Annotated in this window: 15 protein-coding genes and 1 pseudogene; 11 read left to right on the top strand and 5 right to left on the bottom strand. The window is 72.5% G+C overall.

The genetic code is table 11. The features are described 5' to 3' along the window. Positions 1-135: 135 nt before the first annotated feature. Positions 136-930: a chaplin gene (locus ACGFZW_RS19550; RefSeq protein ID WP_393894384.1), complete on the top strand. Its 795-nt coding sequence runs from the start codon at positions 136-138 to the stop codon at positions 928-930. A 94-nt stretch (positions 931-1,024) separates the two neighbouring features. On the opposite strand, the gene ACGFZW_RS19545 is transcribed toward ACGFZW_RS19550, so the two are convergent. Then, a complete protein-coding gene (locus ACGFZW_RS19545) occupies positions 1,025-1,213 on the bottom strand; it encodes a DUF5703 family protein (RefSeq protein WP_018537156.1) in 189 nt (62 codons plus the stop codon). Between the two features lie 47 nt (positions 1,214-1,260). On the opposite strand from ACGFZW_RS19545, the gene ACGFZW_RS19540 reads away from it, so the two are divergent. Then, a complete protein-coding gene (locus ACGFZW_RS19540) occupies positions 1,261-1,950 on the top strand; it encodes a hypothetical protein (RefSeq protein ID WP_393894383.1) in 690 nt (229 codons plus the stop codon). 108 nt (positions 1,951-2,058) lie between these two features. On the opposite strand, the gene ACGFZW_RS19535 is transcribed toward ACGFZW_RS19540, so the two are convergent. Together ACGFZW_RS19535 and ACGFZW_RS19530 are read right to left on the bottom strand one after the other, a co-directional pair. Next, a complete protein-coding gene (locus tag ACGFZW_RS19535; RefSeq protein ID WP_393894382.1) occupies positions 2,059-4,569 on the bottom strand; it encodes a helix-hairpin-helix domain-containing protein in 2,511 nt (836 codons plus the stop codon). Beyond that, positions 4,566-5,549, bottom strand: coding sequence for an aldo/keto reductase (locus tag ACGFZW_RS19530; RefSeq protein ID WP_393894381.1), 984 nt, complete (start codon positions 5,547-5,549; stop codon positions 4,566-4,568). The genes ACGFZW_RS19535 and ACGFZW_RS19530 overlap by 4 nt, the downstream gene beginning before the upstream one ends. Before the next feature lie 127 nt (positions 5,550-5,676). Between ACGFZW_RS19530 and ACGFZW_RS19525 the strand changes: the two genes are divergently transcribed. Together ACGFZW_RS19525 and ACGFZW_RS19520 are read left to right on the top strand one after the other, a co-directional pair. Then, on the top strand, positions 5,677-6,726 hold the full coding sequence (locus ACGFZW_RS19525; RefSeq protein WP_393894380.1) for an LLM class F420-dependent oxidoreductase: 1,050 nt from the start codon (positions 5,677-5,679) through the stop codon (positions 6,724-6,726). A 277-nt stretch (positions 6,727-7,003) separates the two neighbouring features. After that, positions 7,004-7,792, top strand: coding sequence for a ferritin-like domain-containing protein (locus tag ACGFZW_RS19520; protein ID WP_393894379.1), 789 nt, complete (start codon positions 7,004-7,006; stop codon positions 7,790-7,792). A gap of 66 nt (positions 7,793-7,858) precedes the next feature. Here ACGFZW_RS19520 and corA read toward each other — a convergent pair whose 3' ends face one another. After that, positions 7,859-8,851, bottom strand: a complete 993-nt coding sequence (gene corA / locus ACGFZW_RS19515) for a magnesium/cobalt transporter CorA (RefSeq protein WP_393894378.1) — start codon at positions 8,849-8,851, stop codon at positions 7,859-7,861. A gap of 59 nt (positions 8,852-8,910) precedes the next feature. On the opposite strand from corA, the gene ACGFZW_RS19510 reads away from it, so the two are divergent. The 4 genes from ACGFZW_RS19510 (at position 8,911) to mshC (ending at position 12,572) form a co-directional block, all read left to right on the top strand. Then, positions 8,911-9,609: a histidine phosphatase family protein gene (locus ACGFZW_RS19510; RefSeq protein ID WP_393894377.1), complete on the top strand. Its 699-nt coding sequence runs from the start codon at positions 8,911-8,913 to the stop codon at positions 9,607-9,609. 118 nt (positions 9,610-9,727) lie between these two features. After that, complete coding sequence (locus ACGFZW_RS19505) at positions 9,728-10,318, top strand: DUF3090 domain-containing protein (RefSeq protein ID WP_393894376.1); 591 nt, start codon at positions 9,728-9,730, stop codon at positions 10,316-10,318. A gap of 5 nt (positions 10,319-10,323) precedes the next feature. After that, entirely contained in the window at positions 10,324-11,223 is a 900-nt protein-coding gene (locus ACGFZW_RS19500; RefSeq protein ID WP_393894522.1) for an SCO1664 family protein, read from the top strand. 119 nt (positions 11,224-11,342) lie between these two features. After that, positions 11,343-12,572: a cysteine--1-D-myo-inosityl 2-amino-2-deoxy-alpha-D-glucopyranoside ligase gene (gene mshC / locus ACGFZW_RS19495; protein ID WP_393894375.1), complete on the top strand. Its 1,230-nt coding sequence runs from the start codon at positions 11,343-11,345 to the stop codon at positions 12,570-12,572. Between the two features lie 298 nt (positions 12,573-12,870). On the opposite strand, the gene ACGFZW_RS19490 is transcribed toward mshC, so the two are convergent. After that, positions 12,871-14,007 carry a PAC2 family protein gene (locus ACGFZW_RS19490; protein WP_393894374.1) on the bottom strand — a complete coding sequence of 379 codons (1,137 nt, stop codon included), beginning with the start codon at positions 14,005-14,007 and terminating at the stop codon, positions 12,871-12,873. Between the two features lie 261 nt (positions 14,008-14,268). On the opposite strand from ACGFZW_RS19490, the gene ACGFZW_RS19485 reads away from it, so the two are divergent. From ACGFZW_RS19485 to ACGFZW_RS19475, 3 genes and pseudogenes are all read left to right on the top strand, one after another. Then, complete coding sequence (locus ACGFZW_RS19485) at positions 14,269-15,636, top strand: enolase C-terminal domain-like protein (protein ID WP_393894373.1); 1,368 nt, start codon at positions 14,269-14,271, stop codon at positions 15,634-15,636. Continuing rightward, positions 15,633-16,430 carry an SDR family NAD(P)-dependent oxidoreductase gene (locus tag ACGFZW_RS19480; protein WP_393894372.1) on the top strand — a complete coding sequence of 266 codons (798 nt, stop codon included), beginning with the start codon at positions 15,633-15,635 and terminating at the stop codon, positions 16,428-16,430. The genes ACGFZW_RS19485 and ACGFZW_RS19480 overlap by 4 nt, the downstream gene beginning before the upstream one ends. 66 nt (positions 16,431-16,496) lie before the next feature. Then, positions 16,497-17,527, top strand: a pseudogene (locus tag ACGFZW_RS19475) (sugar ABC transporter substrate-binding protein). Positions 17,528-17,531 lie beyond the last annotated feature (4 nt).

The raw sequence follows: 17,531 nt of genomic DNA, 5'->3' as shown, positions 1-17,531 counted from the left end.
GTATCCGCCCCTGTAGGGGGCTGATCCAGCTCGGCTCCGGAATGCACTCGCATTCCGGAGCCTCTGGGTATTTCAGCGGGCGGGTGGATCTTACTCGCGCGCATTCCTGATGGCACAAGGCAGGGGAACCAAGCTATGAGGCAGGTCGCGAAAAAGGGCCTGATCACGATGGCGGCCGCGGGCGGATTGCTCGCACTCGCGGGCGGCTACGCACAGGCGGACTCCGGAGCACTGGGACGCTCGGCGCACTCGCCCGGTGTCGGCTCCGGCAACACCGTCCAGGTCCCGGTCCACGTACCGGTGAACGTGTGCGGAAACACCGTCAACGTCATCGGACTGCTCAACCCGGCGTTCGGGAACAAGTGCTCCAACGACTCGGGTGGCAAGCACCACGGCTCCGGCGCCAAGGGCAAGGCATCGCACTCGCCCGGTGTCGCATCCGGCAACAATGTCCAGGTCCCGGTCGACGTTCCGGTCAACGCCTGCGGCAACAGTGCCTCGGTGGGCGGGCTGCTGAACCCCGCCTTCGGAAACGACTGCGACAACGAGTCGGAGACGGTGCCGCCGACGAGCCCGGAGTACCCGGACAACCCCGGCGATCCCACTCCGCCCACGGAGGAGCAGCCGCCGTCGCCGGAGAACCCCGACGAGCCGGACAACCCGGATAACCCCGAGGAGCCCGAGGAGCCGGGCACTCCCGGGGGACCGGAAACCCCGGACTCTCCGGACAGCCCGGACTCCCCGGACAACCCGGGGACGAGGCCGCAGACGGAGACCGAGCCGCACACGCAGGTCGTCACGCCGCCCAGGGCTGCCGGACATCTCGCGCAGACCGGTGCCGGGGCGATCGGTCTCGCGGTTCCGGCCGCCGCCGGACTGCTGCTCGGGGGAGCCGTGCTCTACCGCCGGGCGCGCACCGCTCGCGGGTGACAGGCACCACATAGCCCGGCGTGAGACGTCCGGGCATCGGAGCGGGCCCCGTGGTGACGGGGCCCGTTTCGCTGTGCTCGGACAGCTCCTGTGATCACCAAGTGGCGCGGAGCTGTCGGATGATCCGGCGGCGCAACCGCACCCTGCGGCTGCCGTCGGGGTTGAGGCGAAGTCGGTCCAACTCCCAGTGTCCGTACTCGGCATGGTCGGTCAGCAGGCGTGTGGCGGCCTTCCGGGAGACCCCCCGAGGCACGTACACATCGCAGAATTCGTATTCCGGCATCGCATCTATTGTGCGGGACCGGCCCCGGTACGGATAGCGTCTGCACTATGTCTGATGCTGCGCAGCCCTCCGCTGCCGAGGTACGTGCCGCCGCCGAGGCGGTCAAAGCCGCGCTGGACCGTCACCTCGACGCGGTCGAACGCCGCTCGGGGCAGGATGATCCAGCTGTTTATGCCGCGTTCGACGAGCTCGCCGCGGCGGCCGAGGCCTATGACGAGCTGCTGTACGACACCTACGACGAGGTCACCCCCTTCGAGATCCCCGGCAGCGACGTGCTGCCTTCCTACGCGGGCCCCGAGGAGCCCAGTGCGTTGAGCGTGCTCATCCGGCGCGACTACACCGTCGTCGAACCACAACGGTTGCTGCACCAGGCCCAGCGCATCGCCGACCTCGATCCGGACGCCGCCGACGGCGTACCGGCCAACGGCTCCGCGGGTGCCGGGGCGGGCGGCGTGGTCGGCAACAGCGTGCATGCGGCGCTCGGAGTGCTCTTCGGGGAGTTCGAGCCGGACGAGATCGCCTCCCGCCACAAGGAGTTCGGCCTGGAGGAGGGCGACTCCACGCTGTGGGTGGCGGCCGCGGACGATCCTGCGGAGCCGGGGGAGTGGCTGTCCGCGCCGTTCGACCAGGCGGATCCGCAGCGGGTGGTCTGCCGCTTCGACGTCAGCTCCGTCTTCGACGAGGAGCTGGGCGAGGACGACGACGATCTGATCGAGGTGCTCGACCAGGACCGGTGAGACCGGGCGGGAGGTTCGCCTCTCGTCTGACTCCCGGCCTCGTGCGCATCGCTGCCCCGGCCCCGTCAGGACGTACCGACGGGACCGGGGCAGCGGCGTGCCCGGGACCTAGCTCACCGCGGCGTCCGCGGTGTCCTGCACGCTCTGCATCTGCAGGAGGGTGCGCAGCCGGGTCGTACGCTCCTTGACGGGCACCTCCGCCACGGCACGCGCCAGGGCCTGGTCGACGCCCTGGACCACGGAGAGGTGGCGCTCGCCGCGGCTGAAGGCGGTGTACGCCCAGGAACGGGTCAGACCGCCCGCCGCGTCACCGGGCAGCACGGCCACCACGGCGGGCCAGCGCATACCCGCCGCCTGATGGGCGGTGAGCGCCCAGCCGTGCCGCACGGCACCGGAGCCGACCTGGTCGCGCGGCACCACCACGGGGGCGCCGCAATCGAGGTGCAGGCCGTCGACGTCCGCTCCGGTGACCGTGCCGGGCACGGTGCGGCCGGGCGCCGGGGCGTACACGACGCGGTCGCCCGGGTCGAAGCCGCCGAACCGGCCGGGGCCCGGGTTGAGCCGCTCCTTGAGAGCGGTGTTCAGCGCGCGGGTGCCGGCCGCGCCGCCGTGGCCGACCGTGATGACCTGCGTCTGGTCTGCGGGGACGCCGAGCGCCCGGGGCACGGAGTCGGCGACCAACTGGACAGTGCGGTGCACGGCCTCGCCGGCGTCCCGCACCGGGACGATCACCACTTCCTTGCCCGGTGCCTCGACCTGGGTCAGCTCCCCGATGCCGATGCCCGACACCAGCTCGCCGATCGGGCCGAAGTCCGGGGTGCGGGAGGCGACCTGGGGGCAGCAGCGGGCCGAGAGGAGGTCGGTGAACAGCCGGCCCGGCCCTGCGGACCACAGGACGCCCGGGTCGCCGCTGAGCACCAGGCGGGTGCCGTCGGTCAGCGACTCGACGAGCAGCGCGGCGGTCTCCAGATCCAGTTGGGGAGCGTCCAGCACCACGAGCAGATCGAGGGCAAGCGCGCCGTCCGCGTCCCGGCCGGGGCCCTGCTGCCCGGAGAGCAGGCCGGACACCGTCACCGCCGAGGTGTCGGCGCCCTCCAGGGCGGTCGGGGCGGTGCCCTGCGGGGACCGGGAGAGCTGCGCGGCCAGCCGCCTGCGGCCGTTCTCGCTGTGGGTGGCGCCGAAGGCCCGCAGGCCCAGGGCGCGGGCCGCGGCGATCAGCGCGGCGGGCTCGGCGCGGGCGGCCTCCGCGCCGGTGTGGGCCACCAGGCCGCTGTGCGCGACGGCGCGGATCAGCTCTGCGGCCGACGGCGACGGTGCGGCGGCCGCCGCAGCCTCCCATGCCGCGGTGGACGGCTGGGCGCGACGGATGCCCTCGGTCTCCTCCGCGAGTTCCCGGGGCTCTTCCTGGGGCTCCTCGGCGGGCCCCGGGCCGCTCTCGGCGGCCGCCGGGGCTGCCGGGCTTCGGCCTTCGCCTTCCGGCGCCGGTTCGCCTTCGGGCACCGGCTCGAAGGTGTTGAGCAGCCGTGCCAGCCCGTCGGCGACGCTCTCCTCGGCCATCGCGAACCTGTCGAGACCGAGCAGGACCCGGACCGGCTGCTCCTCTTCCTCGTCGCCCGCCACGGGCCGGCGGCCCGGGGTGTCGATCGCGTCCTGGAACACCAACACCGCGCCGTCCGCGATGGCGGTCTGCAGTGCCTCGTCGGGGTCGGGCACCGAGCGCTGGGCGAGGGCGGCGCGCAGTGCGGGCGCCTCCAGCGCGGAGTGGCCAGCGACGGCGGCCTGCTCCAGCAGCCACAGCACCAGCGCCTGTCCGCGGCGTTCGTCGTCCGGCCCGCATGCGGCGCCCAGCAGCGCCCGGGCGAAACCGTCGGCCTGTTCGGGGCGCACACCGGGGACGGCGAGCAGCTGCCAGGGGTCGTCGTTCAGCGCCTCGGCGGCCTTCTCACCCAGCGCCTCGGCGGCCTTCTCGGCCAGCTCCTCGGGAGCGCCGCCCGCCGCGAGGACCTGGCGTACGCCTGCCAGGCCGGGGGCCGTCGCCACCGCGGGCTTCGGGGCGGGCGCGGGCCGGCCCTGAGCGGGTGCGTGGCCCACCGCGCCGCCGTCCGCGGTGGGCGGGCGGACGGGGTCCGCGGGTGCGTCGGCGGGGCGGGCTGCCTGCTGCCGTGTGGGGTCGACCGGTCCGCCGGTCCGCGCGGGCCGTGCGTCCGCGGCCGGGACGCCGGCCTGCTGCACGGGGGCGGCGGGGGTGCTCGGCTTGGGGGCACGAGGGCTCTGGGCGAAGAACGAGGCGGCCGAGCGCTCGCCGCTCTCGACGGCCCGCACCGCGGCGGCCAGGTCGGCGGCCGTCGCCGCGGCGGAGCCGGGCGCCGGCGGGGCCTTCGCGGTGCCACCGGCGACGGCCTCAGGGGCTGCCTCCGGAGCCGTTCCGGGCGCGGAGCCCGGCCCCGGCTCCGGCTGGGCAGCCGATGCGGGTTCCCCGGAGTTGTGGCCCGCGGCTTCGGGGCCCGCCGCCTCGTCGCCCGGCGCGCGCGGGGAGTCGTCGGGCGACTGGGCATCCGTAGCGCCGGGCGCGGCCTCCTGCTCGGGCGTGGTCTCGCCGGCGAGGCGGTCGGTACTCACAGCGTGCTCCAGTCGTGATCGGGATAGTGGTGCACCGGGGCCGACACATCGTCCAGCGCCCGGCGGATCTCGTCAGGAAGACTAAGGGTCTCCACTGACAACGCCGCTCTGAGCTGCTGTGCGGTCCGCGCCCCCACGATCGGGGCGGTGACTCCGGGACGGTCGCGGACCCAGGAGAGCGCGACCTGCAGCGGGGTGACGGCGAGTCCGTCCGCTGCAGTGCTCACCGCCTCGACGATCCGGCCCGCCGACTCGTCGAGGTAGGGCGCGACGAACGGAGCGAGGTGGTCGGAGGCGCCGCGCGAGTCGGCCGGTGTGGCATGGCGGTACTTGCCGGTGAGCACGCCTCGGCCGAGCGGCGAGGACGGCAGCACGCCGACGCCGAGATCGAGGGCCGCGGGCAGCACCTCGCGCTCGATACCGCGCTGCAGCAGGGAGTACTCCATCTGCGTGCTCGCCAGCCGGTTGCGCACGCCGGGCACGGCCAGCTGCCAGGTGGCGGCCTTGGCGAGCTGCCAGCCGGAGAAATTCGACAACCCCACATACCGCGCCCGGCCGCTGCTGACGGCGAGGTCGAGGGCGTGCAGGGTCTCCTCGAGCGGGGTCTCGTGGTCGAAGCCGTGCAGCTGCCACAGGTCGACGTAGTCGGTCCCCAGCCGCTCCAGGGAGGCGTCCAGCGCGGCCAGCAGATGGCGGCGGGAGCTGTCGAAGCGGCGGTCGGTCTCCAGGACGCTGCCGGCCTTGGTGGCGATCACAAGATCCTGGCGGGGGACGAGCGCCTCGGTCAGCCGGCCGAGGAGGTATTCGGCGCCGCCGTCGGCGTAGATGTCGGCCGTGTCGACGAGGGTGCCGCCGGCCTCCCAGAACGTCTTGAGCTGGTCGGCGGCTTCCTGTTCGTCGGTGTCGCGTGCCCAGTTCAGGGTGCCGAGCCCGAGGCGGGACACACGAAGGCCGGTACGCCCGAGGTGCCTTTGCTCCATGGTCTGTGAGATTACTGGCCGCGGGCCCGGATCAGGGGACCTGTGGACAACCCGCCGATGACGGTCGGCGGGGTGGCGCGCTAGAGTCCCCGCAACAGCGACGTTACTGATCAGTAAGGGGAGCGGCATGAGGCTTGGCATCAACCTCGGCTACTGGGGTGCCGGGATGGACTCGGACAATCTCGCCGTGGCGCAGGAGGCCGACCGCCTCGGTTATTCGGTCTGCTGGGCCGCCGAGGCCTACGGATCCGACGCTCCCTCGGTGCTCTCCTGGGTCGCCGCCCAGACCGAGCGCATCGACATCGGTTCGGCGATCTTCCAGATCCCCGCGCGCGCCCCCGCGATGACGGCGATGACCGCCGCCACGCTCGACTCGCTCTCCGGCGGCCGTTTCCGGCTCGGCCTCGGTGTCTCGGGGCCGCAGGTCTCCGAGGGCTGGTACGGCGTGAAGTTCGACAAGCCGCTGGCGCGCACCCGCGAATACGTCGACATCGTCCGCAAGGCGATGTCGCGCGAGCGGCTCTCCTACGAGGGCGAGCACTGGACGCTGCCGCTGCCCGGCGGCCCCGGCAAGCCGCTGAAGCTCACCGTGCACCCGCAGCGCGAGCACATCCCGCTCTACATCGCGGCGATCGGCCCCAAGAACCTCGAGCAGACCGGTGAGATCGCCGACGGCGCACTGCTGATCTTCCCCTCCGCCGAGCACCTGGCCGAGACCGCCATCGCCCCCATCCGGGCGGGCCGCGAGAAGGCCGGCAAGACCCTGGAGGGCTTCGACGTCTGTCCGACGCTGCCGCTCGCCCTCGGCGACGACGTCGGCGCGCTGGCCGACATGTTCCGCCCGTACACCGCGCTGTACGTCGGCGGCATGGGCAGCCGGAAGCAGAACTTCTACAACAAGCTGGCCCAGCGCATGGGCTACGAGAAGGAAGCCGCCGAGATCCAGGACAAGTACCTGTCCGGTGACAAGGACGGCGCGGCCGCCGCGATTCCGCAGCAGCTGATCGACCAGACCACGCTGCTCGGCTCCGTCGACCGGATCGCCGACCGGATGCAGGCGTACGCCGCGGCCGGGGTCACCACCCTGACCCTGGCGCCGGCCGGCTTCACGCTGGAGGACCGGATCGCCTCCCTGCGGGCCGGTACCGAAGCCCTGGAGCGCGCGGGGCTCGCGTAGCGCGACGACAACGCATTACCGGACCGCACCGCACAACGCGAAGCCCGGCACCGAGGGTGCCGGGCTTCCGGGAAGCGCTGCGGCCGTGGTGGGGGCTCGGGGGTCTTCCCCGCCACGGCCGTCACGCAGCACAACGCCGCGCCGGGCACGGTGGTTACGCCCCGGAGCCGAGGTGGCATGTCATTCGAACGGCCGAATGGGCCGGTCCTCCGGTTGCCGCACTCCGCACGCCGACCTTGACTTTTCCTGCGGGTGTGTCCGTTCGGAGGTGGCGCGCATGTTCTCGGCCAGAAGCCTGTTCCAAGAGATCATCGACAACGATGACTCCTACCGTCTGTTCTGCTCCATAGCGGCCAGCGGTGAGGCCCAAGGGGGCTGGGAGAACGGCCGTATCGCGGCCCTGCTCCCCCCGTCGATGGCCAATCTCGCACCCAAGGTCGCGCGGCACGGCGCGGATGAGGACAAGCACGGCAGGATCTTCCAGGCGCTGCTGCGCAAGCGCGGCATGACGGCCGCCGAGGTCCCCGAGGAAACCGACTACACCATGCTGCTGGAGCGGCGCGGCATCGGACTGGCGCACGACAAGCTGCGCCGCGACGCCCCCCTCAGCGAGCTGGACATCATCACCTACCTCTCGCACAGCAGGGTCACCGAGCAGCGTGCGGCCGACCAGATGGAGATGCTGACGAAGCACTTCGGCGACCACCCCGAGGTGGGCAAGGCGATCCGGATGATCTCGAGCGACGAGGACAACCACCTCGCCTACTGCCATGAGGAACTCCTCCGGCTGGCCCGGGCCGGGCACGGCAGGACCATCCAGCGGATCCTGCACGAGTGCGCGAACGCCGAGATCGCGGTCTACCGGGACGTGAGCCTGGCGGTGATGGACCACATGGGACGCATCCTGAAGTGGCCCACGGCCAAGTCCGCGGTGCTCAGGGCGGGAATCCGGGCGATGTACGGCTACGAGCGGACGGGTGGCTGGCGGCGGATGGTCAGCCTGTCGATGCCCGAGCGGCGCGACGCGCTGGGCGGGCCTGCCAGTTCCGCGGCGGAGTTCGCCTGACGGTGTGACGGCGGGCGCCCGGCCGCGTGACGGGATGGCTGTGACGCAGGGCCCGCCGGCCCTCCGTCACAGCCATCCGCGCCGTTTGAACATCCGGTACAGCCACACCTCCAGAGAGGCCATCACCAGCAGGATCGCCGGGTATCCCAGGGACCACCGCAGCTCGGGCATGTGCTCGAAGTTCATCCCGTAGATGCCGGCGATCAGGGTGGGGACGGCGGCCAGCGCCGCCCACGACGAGATCTTGCGCATGTCGTCGTTCTGCCGCACGCCCATCTGCGCGAGGTGGGCGGAGAGAATGTCCGACAGCAGCCGGTCCAGCCCCTCGACCGACTCGTTGGCGCGGGTGAGGTGGTCGTCGACGTCGCGGAAGAACGGGCGGGCCTTTTCGTGCACGAACGGCACACCGGGGTTCTGCAGCCGGGCCATCGGCTCCGCCAACGGGCCGGTCGCGCGCCGGAATTCGAGGATCTCGCGCTTGAACGCGTAGATCGCGGCCGCGGTGTTCCTGGTGTCGCCGCGGACCGGCGCGAAGACCTCCGCCTCCAACTCCTCCAGATCCACCTGGAGTTCCGCGGCCACCTCGATGTAGTGGTCGACCACCGCGTCGCTGACGGCGTACAGCACCGCGGTCGGCCCGTGCCGGAGGACCTTCGGCTGGTGCTCCAGGCGCAGGCGCACGGTACGCAGCGGGCTCGCCTCGCCGTGCCGGACGGTCACGACGAACGAGTCGCCGACGAAGAGCATCAGCTCGGAGGCGGTGACGGTGTCTGCGGCGTCGTCGTAGGCGACCGGCTTGAGCACCACGAACAGGGAGTCGTCGTAGACCTCCAGCTTCGGTCGCTGATGGGCCTTGAGGGCGTCCTCGACCGCCAGGGGATGCAGCCCGAACTGGCTGCTGACGCGATCGAACTCCTCCTGCGTCGGCTCGTGCATGCCGAGCCACAGAAAGGAATTCCCCTCGGCCCGCGCCTCGTCGAGCGCGGCGGAGAGATCATCCGGCCCCTCGGTGCGGCGGCCGTCCCGGTAGATGGCGCAGTCCACGATCACACCTGGCATTCTCACCCCTCCTCCGGCCGCCTGCCAGGAACGGGCCCGGGGAACGTAGGCTGGCGGCCATGCCCACGCTGATCCTGGTGCGGCACGGCCGCTCCACCGCCAACACCTCCGGCGTCCTCGCCGGACGGACTCCCGGTGTCGCCCTCGACGAGCGGGGCGCCGCCCAGGCCGTGGCGCTGCCCGCGCGGCTGGCGCAGGTGCCGCTGGCCGCCGTCGTCTGCAGCCCCCTCCAGCGCTGCCAGGAGACCGTGCAGCCGCTGCTCGACGCCCGTCCCGGCCTGCCGCTGCACCAGGAGGACCGGATCAGCGAATGCGACTACGGCGAATGGTCGGGCCGCAAACTCGCCGAGCTGAGCGACCAGCCGCTGATGGAGGTCGTCCAGCAGCACCCGTCCACCGCGGCCTTCCCCGGCGGGGAGTCGATGCGCGGTATGCAGGCCCGCGCGGTGGACGCGGTACGCGACTGGAACGCCCGCATCGAGGCCGCCCACGGCGCCGAGGCCGCCTATGTGATGTGCTCGCACGGCGACATCATCAAATCCCTTGTCGCGGACGCCCTGGGCATGCACCTCGACCTCTTCCAGCGGATCTCCGTGGAGCCCTGCTCGGTCACCGCGATCCGCTACACACGGCTGCGCCCGTACCTCGTACGGCTCGGTGACACCGGTGATTTCGGCGGGCTGGCCCCTCGGGAGGAGGGCGGCGCCGCAGCGGCCGAACGGGATGCCGCGGTCGGCGGTGGTGCGGGAGCACCGTGATCAGTCGGCGCAGTAGGGTGGTGCGACGGCGCTGCCCGCCATGCCCCTGCGATCCGACGCGGTGACCAGGGCCGCAGCGACCGCAGTGCCCCCGCAGTCGAGCAATCGGAGCAGGACGTTGTCCCGTCAGGTGTTCTTCTACGACGCGCCGGACCGCTTCGTGGCCGGTACGGTCGGGCTGCCTGGCCGCCGTAGTTTTTACCTCCAGGCCACCGCGGCAGGCCGTACCACCAGCGTCGCCCTGGAGAAGACCCAGGTCGCGGCCCTCGCGGAGCGGATCGACGAGCTGCTGGACGAGGTGGTGCGGCGCAGCGGGGGCAACGCCCCGGTGCCCGCGATGTCCCCCACGGAGGTGTCCGACACCGCCCCGCTGGAGTCGCCGGTCGAGGAGGAGTTCCGGGTCGGCACCATGGCACTCGCCTGGGACGGCGAGGACGAGCGGATGATCGTCGAGGCGCAGGCCCTGGTGGAGCTGGAAGCCGACAGCGAAGAGGATCTCGCGGACGCCGAGGAGCGGCTGCTCCAGGACGACGAGAACGGCCCCCCGATGCTCCGGGTGCGTCTCACCGGCGCCATGGCCAGGGCGTTTGCCAAGCGGGCCCTGGACGTCGTCAACGCCGGGCGGCCGCCGTGCCCGCTGTGCAGTCTGCCGCTCGATCCGGAGGGACACGTGTGTCCGCGCCAGAACGGATACCGGCGGGACGCGTGAGCGCCATGGAGCCCTCCGTCGAACCGGCCGGGCAGCTGCCCGGACCCTCCGCACCGCAGGACCCGGCGCCGGGCGCGGCCCCGCGGGAGCGGGCCCCGGGACTGCCGGACGCGTTTCTCGCCCAGGGCGAGCTGACGGTGCGCGGGCAGATCCGGGAGGCGTCCAACGCCGTGCTGTACTGCTCGGTCACCCACGAGGGCCGCACCGCCGCCTGCGTCTACAAGCCGGTGGACGGCGAGCGCCCCCTGTGGGACTTCCCCGACGGCACCCTCGCGCAGCGGGAGGTGGCGGCGTACGAGGTCTCCCGGGCGACCGGCTGGGACCTGATCCCCACGACCGTGCTGCGGGAGGGCCCGTACGGCACCGGCATGGTCCAGGAGTGGATCGAGGCGCCGGCCGGCGGCGACGACGGCGAGGCGGTCCCGGAACTGCTGGCCCTGGTGGAGGACGAGGAGCCGGCGCCCGGCTGGAAGGCCGTCGGCTTCGCGGAGATCGGCGACGGCCGCACCGCGCTGCTGGTGCACGCCGACCATCCCTGGCTGCGGCGGCTCGCGGTGCTCGACGCGGTGATCAACAACGGGGACCGCAAGGGCGGGCACCTGCTGCCCGCGACCGGCGGACAGCTGTTCGCCATCGACCACGGGGTCACGTTCAACGCCGAGGACAAACTGCGCACGCTTCTGTGGGGGTGGGCGGGCGAGCCCCTGACGGAGGAGGCCCTGGAGGTCCTGCGGGGCCTCCAGGACGCACTCACGGACGCCGCGCCGCTCGCCGCCCGACTGGCCGAACTGATCACGGACGCCGAGATCGAGGCATTGCGGGAGCGCGTCGCGGAGCTGCTGCGGACCGGCCGGCACCCGGAGCCAAGCGGCCAGTGGCCCGCGATCCCGTGGCCGCCGGTCTGAGAACGCCGCCCGCAGCCGCGGCTCCTTGCACGATCCGACCCCGAACACAAGAGCGCCTATCCGGCCAAGAGCGCCGGACCGGTTCGTATGCGGAACATGCGTCCGGTTACGCTCAAGGCATGCATGCATGGCCCGCTTCTGAGGTTCCCGCCCTGCCCGGTCAGGGCAGCGACCTGAGGATCCACGACACCGCGACCGGCGGACGGGTGACCCTCGCCCCCGGTCCCGTCGCCCGTATCTACGTCTGCGGCATCACGCCGTACGACGCCACCCACATGGGGCACGCGGCGACCTACAACGCGTTCGACCTGGTTCAGCGCGTGTGGCTCGACACGAAGCGCCAGGTTCACTACGTGCAGAACGTCACCGATGTCGACGATCCGCTCCTGGCGCGGGCCGTCGACACCGGTGAGGACTGGACGGCGCTCGCCGAGCGTGAGACCGCCCTCTTCCGCGAGGACATGACGGCCCTGCGGATGCTGCCGCCCCGCGAGTACATCGGCGCGGTCGAGGCCATACCGGGCATCGTCCCGCTGGTGGAGCGGCTGCGCGACGCCGGTGCCGCGTACGAACTGGACGGCGACATCTACTTCTCCGTCGAGTCCGACCCGCACTTCGGCGAGGTCTCCGGACTGGACGCGGAGGCGATGCGCCTGCTGTCCGCGGAGCGTGGCGGCGACCCCGAGCGGGAGGGCAAGAAGAGCCCGCTCGACCCGATGCTGTGGATGGCCGCCCGCGAAGGCGAGCCGAGCTGGGACGGGCGCTCCCTCGGCCGTGGCCGCCCCGGCTGGCACATCGAGTGCGTGGCCATCGCCCTGGAACACCTGGGCATGGGCTTCGACGTCCAGGGCGGCGGCTCCGACCTCGCGTTCCCGCACCACGAGATGGGCGCCTCGCACGCCCAGGCGCTCACCGGCGAGCACCCGTTCGCCAAGGCGTATGTGCACGCCGGGATGGTCGCGCTGCACGGCGAGAAGATGTCCAAGTCCAAGGGCAATCTCGTCTTCGTCTCCACGGTGCGGCGCGAGGGCACCGACCCGGCCGCCATACGGCTCGCGCTGCTCGCGCACCACTACCGCGCGGACTGGGAATGGACCGACGGAGTGCTTGAGGAGGCCGTGGAGCGCCTGGCGCGCTGGCGTGCCGCCGTCTCGCGGCCCGACGGCCCGTCGGCCGACGCCCTCCTCGCGGAGGTCCGTACGGCACTCGCCGACGATCTGGACTCCCCGGCCGCCCTCGCGGCCGTGGACCGCTGGGCCGCTGCCCAGCAGGCCGGCGGCGGCGATGACGAGTCCGCCCCCGGCCTGGTCTCCCGCACGGTCGACGCGCTGCTCGGCGTGGCGCTCTGACCCGCTGACCGTCGCCCCCTCCGTCCTCCGGGGCGCTCCCGCCGATCGGCGGGAGCGCCCCCTTTTTTTGCTCTGTGTGAGCCCAACCGGTCGGCGGGCGAGGATGATTGCGGCGATTGCGTGGTCTCGCTGGGGGCGGCGGATCGGGGGCGGGGCGCTTTCGCGCCGAAATCGCCGCTGACGGGCCATCACCGGGGCGCGCAGCGGCACCGTTCGGCCCCGAACTGGCCGAGGCGCCGACCCGGCCTCGCGGCTGGTTCGGCGCCCCGGTGTGGTGGCGCGGTGCTGGGTGGGCGACTCAGCGGTCGCCGTCCTCCGGGCCGTTGCCGTCCTCGGACCTGCCGGTGTCGCCGGAGTCCGCCGCGTCGGGGACGTCCGGGGACGCGGGCGAGCCCTTGGCTCCGCCCTCCGCCTCCGGGGCGTCCTTCCGCGGCTCCGCGGCGTCCTCGGCGGGCCGGGGCTCGCGCGGTTCCTTCGGCGCCGGTCGCGGAGGGCGGGTGCGGCCGCTGGAGGTGTCGCGCAGATAGGAGCCGTCACGGCCGTCGGTGAGGCCGCCCTCGGTGGCCACGCCCGGCCCCGCCTGCGGATCGCGGCGGCGGAGGTAGCGCTCGAATTCCCTGGCGATCGCCTCGCCGGACGCCTCCGGCAGCTCCGCGGTGTCCCGGGCCTCCTCCAGCGACTGGACGTACTCGGCGACCTCGCTGTCCTCGGCGGCCAGCTGGTCCACGCCCAGCTGCCAGGCGCGTGCGTCCTCGCTCAGCTCGCCGAGCGGGATGCGGATGTCGAGGAGGTCCTCCAGGCGGTTGAGCAGGGCGAGGCTGGCCTTCGGGTTCGGCGGCTGCGAGACGTAGTGCGGCACCGCCGCCCACAGGCTCACCGCGGGAACGCCCGCGTGCGTGCACGCCTCCTGGAGGATGCCCACGATGCCGGTGGGGCCTTCGTAGCGGGACTCCTCCAGATCCAGCCGGCTCGCCAGCTCCGTGTCGGAGGTGACGCCGCTGACCGGCACCGGCCGGGTGTGCGGGGTGTCGCCGAGCAGGGCGCCCAGCACGACCAGCATCTCCACGCCCAACTCGTGTGCGAAGCCCAGGATTTCGTTGCAGAACGAGCGCCAGCGCATGCTGGGCTCGATGCCGCGGACCAGGACCAGGTCGCGGGGCCTGCCCTTGCCGTCGGAGTCGGCGACGCGCACGACGGACAGGCGCGTCGTCGGCCAGGTGATCTTGCGCGCGCCGCCCTCCAGGAAGACGGTCGGGCGGTTCACCTGGAAGTCGTAGTAGTCCTCCGCGTCCAGCGCGGCGAAGACCTCGCCCTTCCATTCCCGGTCCAGGTGCGCGACCGCGGCGGAGGCGGCGTCGCCGGCGTCGTTCCAGCCCTCGAACGCGGCCACCATGACCGGGTCGATCAGCTCGGGCACCCCCTCGAGCTCGATCACCCAGCGCCTCCTTCCGACCGGTCGGGCCGCCTCGGGGCGGCCGCCGGCAGCAGTTCCATTACGTGCGTTCCCCAGACTACGGCGTCCGGCGTGCCTGCTCGCAGCCCCTCCGCACGAACGAGTGCTCATTCATCCGACCTGTTTCGAGATCGTCCGATCAACTTCCGTACGCGGTCTGGACGCTGCCGTGTGGGCGGGTCTATACATCGGATGACCAGGAAAGGTCCGATGTTCTTCCGCGACATGCCAGGGGGCGTCCGCATGGCTGCAGCCGACACCGTCACCGAGCTGGAGGTGCACGACGTCCGCTTCCCCACCTCGGAGCAGCTCGACGGCTCGGACGCCATGCACCCCGACCCCGACTACTCCGCCGCATACGTCCTGCTGCACACCGCAGGCGGGCCGCCGGGACACGGCTTCTGCTTCACCATCGGACGCGGCAACGATGTCATGGCGGCCGCGATCCGCTCCCTCGCGCCGTACCTCGTCGGCCGCCCGGCCCCCACCACCGCCGCCGGTCTCGCCGCCCTGCACCGCGACCTCACGCACGACTCCCAGCTGCGCTGGCTCGGCCCGGAGAAGGGCGTGATGCACATGGCCGCAGGCGCGGTGATCAACGCGGCCTGGGACCTGGCGGCCACCCGCGCGGGCCTGCCGGTGTGGGCGTACCTCGCCGCCATGACCCCCGAGGACCTGGTCGCTCAGGTCGACTTCCGATACCTCTCCGACGCCCTGACCCCCGACGAGGCGCTGGCCCTGCTGCGCGCCGCCGAACCGGGCCGCGCCGAGCGCACCGCCCGCCTGCGGGCCGAGGGCTATCCCGCGTACACCACCACGCCCGGCTGGCTCGGCCACGACGACGCCGAGCTGGTGCGGCTGGCCGAGGAAGCGGTGGCCGACGGCTTCGGGCAGATCAAGCTGAAGGTGGGCGCCGACCTGGAGGACGACCGGCGCCGGATGCGGCTGGCCCGGGACGCCGTCGGCCCCACGGTGCGCATCGCCGTGGACGCCAACCAGCGCTGGGGCGTGGCCGAGGCGGTCCGCTGGATGACCGCGCTTGCGCCGTACGCCCCGCACTGGATCGAGGAGCCCACGAGCCCGGACGACGTCCTGGGGCACGCGGCGGTGCGCGCCGGGCAGCCCGTGCCGGTCGCCACCGGTGAGCACGTCGCCAACAGGGTGGTTTTCAAGCAGCTGTTGCAGGCCGGCGCCGTGGACTTCGTGCAGATCGACGCGGCGCGGGTGGCCGGGGTCAACGAGAACCTCGCGATCCTGCTGCTGGCCGCCAAGTTCGGCGTCCCCGTCTGCCCGCACGCCGGCGGGGTGGGGCTCTGCGAGTTGGTGCAGCACCTCGCGATGTTCGACTACGTCGCGGTCTCGGGCAGTCGCGAGGACCGGGTCATCGAGTACGTCGACCATCTGCACGAGCACTTCACCGATCCGGTGGTCGTCGAGCAGGGCCGCTACCGGGCCCCCACCGCGCCGGGGTTCTCCGCCCGGATCAGGCCGGAGTCGGTCGCCGCCCATTCCTATCCCGACGGCCCGGTGTGGCGTGCCCGACGCGACCGCCGGCCACCGCACGCGCACGGCAGGCCCACCGGCCAGGACGAACAGGAGATCACCGTATGAGCACCGGAGCGCAGACCGCCCGCCCGCCGGCCGACTTCGCGGGCATGGGCGCCCTCGTCACCGGCGGCGGCTCCGGCATCGGCGCGGCCACCGCTGCCCTGCTGCTGGCCCGCGGCGCCCGGGTCGCCGTGCTGGACCGCGACCCGTCCGGCGCGCCCGAAGGGGCGATCCCTGTGAAGGCCGATGTGACCTCCGACGCGGCGGTCCGTGCCGCCGTCGCCGAGGCGGTGGGGGAGTTGGGCACCCTGCACGCCGTCGTCGGCAACGCCGGGATCGGAGCCGTCGGCACCGTCGAGGACAACGACGACGCCGAATGGAGCCGGGTGCTGGAGGTGAACGTCATGGGTCTGGTGCGCACCGCCCGCGCCGCTCTGCCGCACCTGCGCCGCACGGCGGCCGATCAGCCCGGCCGGGTCTCCCTCACCCACACCTGCTCCATCGCGGCCACCGCGGGCCTGCCGCAACGCGCGCTGTACAGCGCCAGCAAGGGGGCCGTCCTCTCGCTGACCCTGGCCATGGCCGCCGACCACGTCCGCGAGGGCATCCGGGTCAACTGCGTCAACCCCGGCACCGCCGACACCCCGTGGGTCGGACGGCTGCTGGACCGGGCGGACGATCCGGCCGCGGAGCGCGCCGCACTCAACGCCCGCCAGCCGATGGGACGCATGGTGGCATCCGACGAAGTGGCCGCCGCCATCGCCTACTTGGCCTCACCGGCCGCGTCCGGGATCACCGGTACCGCACTCGCCGTCGACGGCGGCATGCAGGGCCTGCGTCTGCGCCCGGCCACCTGATCCGCGCCCGGCGCCCCCGTGCCCCACCCTCCGTACCCCAGCCGCACCGACGACCAAGGGACCACCATGAGACTGCGTACGACCGGCGCGGCGGCCTGCGCCGTCCTGCTCGCCACCGCCGCGCTCGCCGGCTGCAACCGCGGCAGCGACGCCGCCGGCGCCAAAGTGGGCATCGACATGCCCCGTACGGACACCGACTTCTGGAACTCCTACCAGAGTTACGTGGAGAAGGGACTGGACAAGGGCACGGTTTCCGCACTGCCGCTGTCCAACTCGCAGAACGACATATCCAAGGTCGTCTCCAATGTGCAGGCCCTCACCGACCAGGGCGCCAAGGCGATCGTGATGGCCCCTCAGGACACCGGCGCCATCACCGCCGAGCTGGATCGGCTGGCGGAGAAGAAGATCCCGGTGGTGAGCGTGGACACCCGGCCCGACGAGGGCAAGGTCTACATGGTCGTACGCGCCGACAACCGCGCCTACGGCGAGAAGTCCTGCGAGTACCTCGGCAAGAAGCTGGGCGGCAAGGGACGCGTCGCCGAACTCCAGGGAGACCTCAGCTCGATCAACGGGCGGGACCGCTCCCAGGCGTTCGCGGCGTGCATGAAGAAGAAGTTCCCCGGCATCACCGTGCACGAGCTGTCCACCGACTGGAAGGGCGAGGTCGCCTCCGCCAAGCTGCAGAGCCTGCTCGCCCAGCACCGCGACATCGACGGCCTCTACCTCCAGGCGGGCGGCGCCTTCCTCCAGCGACCCTGGCCCTGCTGGAGCAGAAGAAGCTCCTGAAGCCGGCCGGTTCCGACGGGCACATCACCATCATCTCCAACGACGGCATACCGGACGAACTGGCCGCGATACGCGCCGGGAAGATCGACGCCACGCTCTCCCAGCCGGCTGATCTCTACGCCCGGTACGCGCTGTTCTACGCCCGGGCCGGCCTGGACGGGAAGACCTTCAGCCCCGGTCCGACCGACCACGGCTCGACGATCGTGAAGATCAAGAACGGGCTGGAGGACCAGCTTCCGGCGCCCCTGGTCACCAAGGACAACGTCGACGACCCGAAGCTGTGGGCCAACCGGCTCCAGAAGCGGAAGTAGCGGC

The sequence above is a fragment of the Streptomyces sp. NPDC048248 genome (assembly GCF_043201875.1).
Taxonomy (GTDB): domain Bacteria; phylum Actinomycetota; class Actinomycetes; order Streptomycetales; family Streptomycetaceae; genus Streptomyces.
Note: the sequence above shows the minus strand (reverse complement) of the source record. Positions and strands in the feature narration are given on the sequence as shown.

Bases quoted from the DNA above. Each gene is read 5' to 3' on its own strand.
- ACGFZW_RS19525 (WP_393894380.1), top strand. From the start codon at position 5,677: ATGAGGCTTGGCATCAACCTCGGCTACTGGGGTGCCGGGATGGACTCG.
- ACGFZW_RS19545 (WP_018537156.1), bottom strand. From the start codon at position 1,213: ATGCCGGAATACGAATTCTGCGATGTGTACGTGCCTCGGGGGGTCTCC.
- ACGFZW_RS19540 (WP_393894383.1), top strand. From the start codon at position 1,261: ATGTCTGATGCTGCGCAGCCCTCCGCTGCCGAGGTACGTGCCGCCGCC.
- mshC (WP_393894375.1), top strand. From the start codon at position 11,343: ATGCATGCATGGCCCGCTTCTGAGGTTCCCGCCCTGCCCGGTCAGGGC.
- ACGFZW_RS19480 (WP_393894372.1), top strand. From the start codon at position 15,633: ATGAGCACCGGAGCGCAGACCGCCCGCCCGCCGGCCGACTTCGCGGGC.
- ACGFZW_RS19510 (WP_393894377.1), top strand. From the start codon at position 8,911: ATGCCCACGCTGATCCTGGTGCGGCACGGCCGCTCCACCGCCAACACC.
- ACGFZW_RS19530 (WP_393894381.1), bottom strand. From the start codon at position 5,549: ATGGAGCAAAGGCACCTCGGGCGTACCGGCCTTCGTGTGTCCCGCCTC.
- ACGFZW_RS19520 (WP_393894379.1), top strand. From the start codon at position 7,004: ATGTTCTCGGCCAGAAGCCTGTTCCAAGAGATCATCGACAACGATGAC.
- ACGFZW_RS19550 (WP_393894384.1), top strand. From the start codon at position 136: ATGAGGCAGGTCGCGAAAAAGGGCCTGATCACGATGGCGGCCGCGGGC.
- corA (WP_393894378.1), bottom strand. From the start codon at position 8,851: ATGCCAGGTGTGATCGTGGACTGCGCCATCTACCGGGACGGCCGCCGC.
- ACGFZW_RS19500 (WP_393894522.1), top strand. From the start codon at position 10,324: ATGGAGCCCTCCGTCGAACCGGCCGGGCAGCTGCCCGGACCCTCCGCA.
- ACGFZW_RS19485 (WP_393894373.1), top strand. From the start codon at position 14,269: ATGGCTGCAGCCGACACCGTCACCGAGCTGGAGGTGCACGACGTCCGC.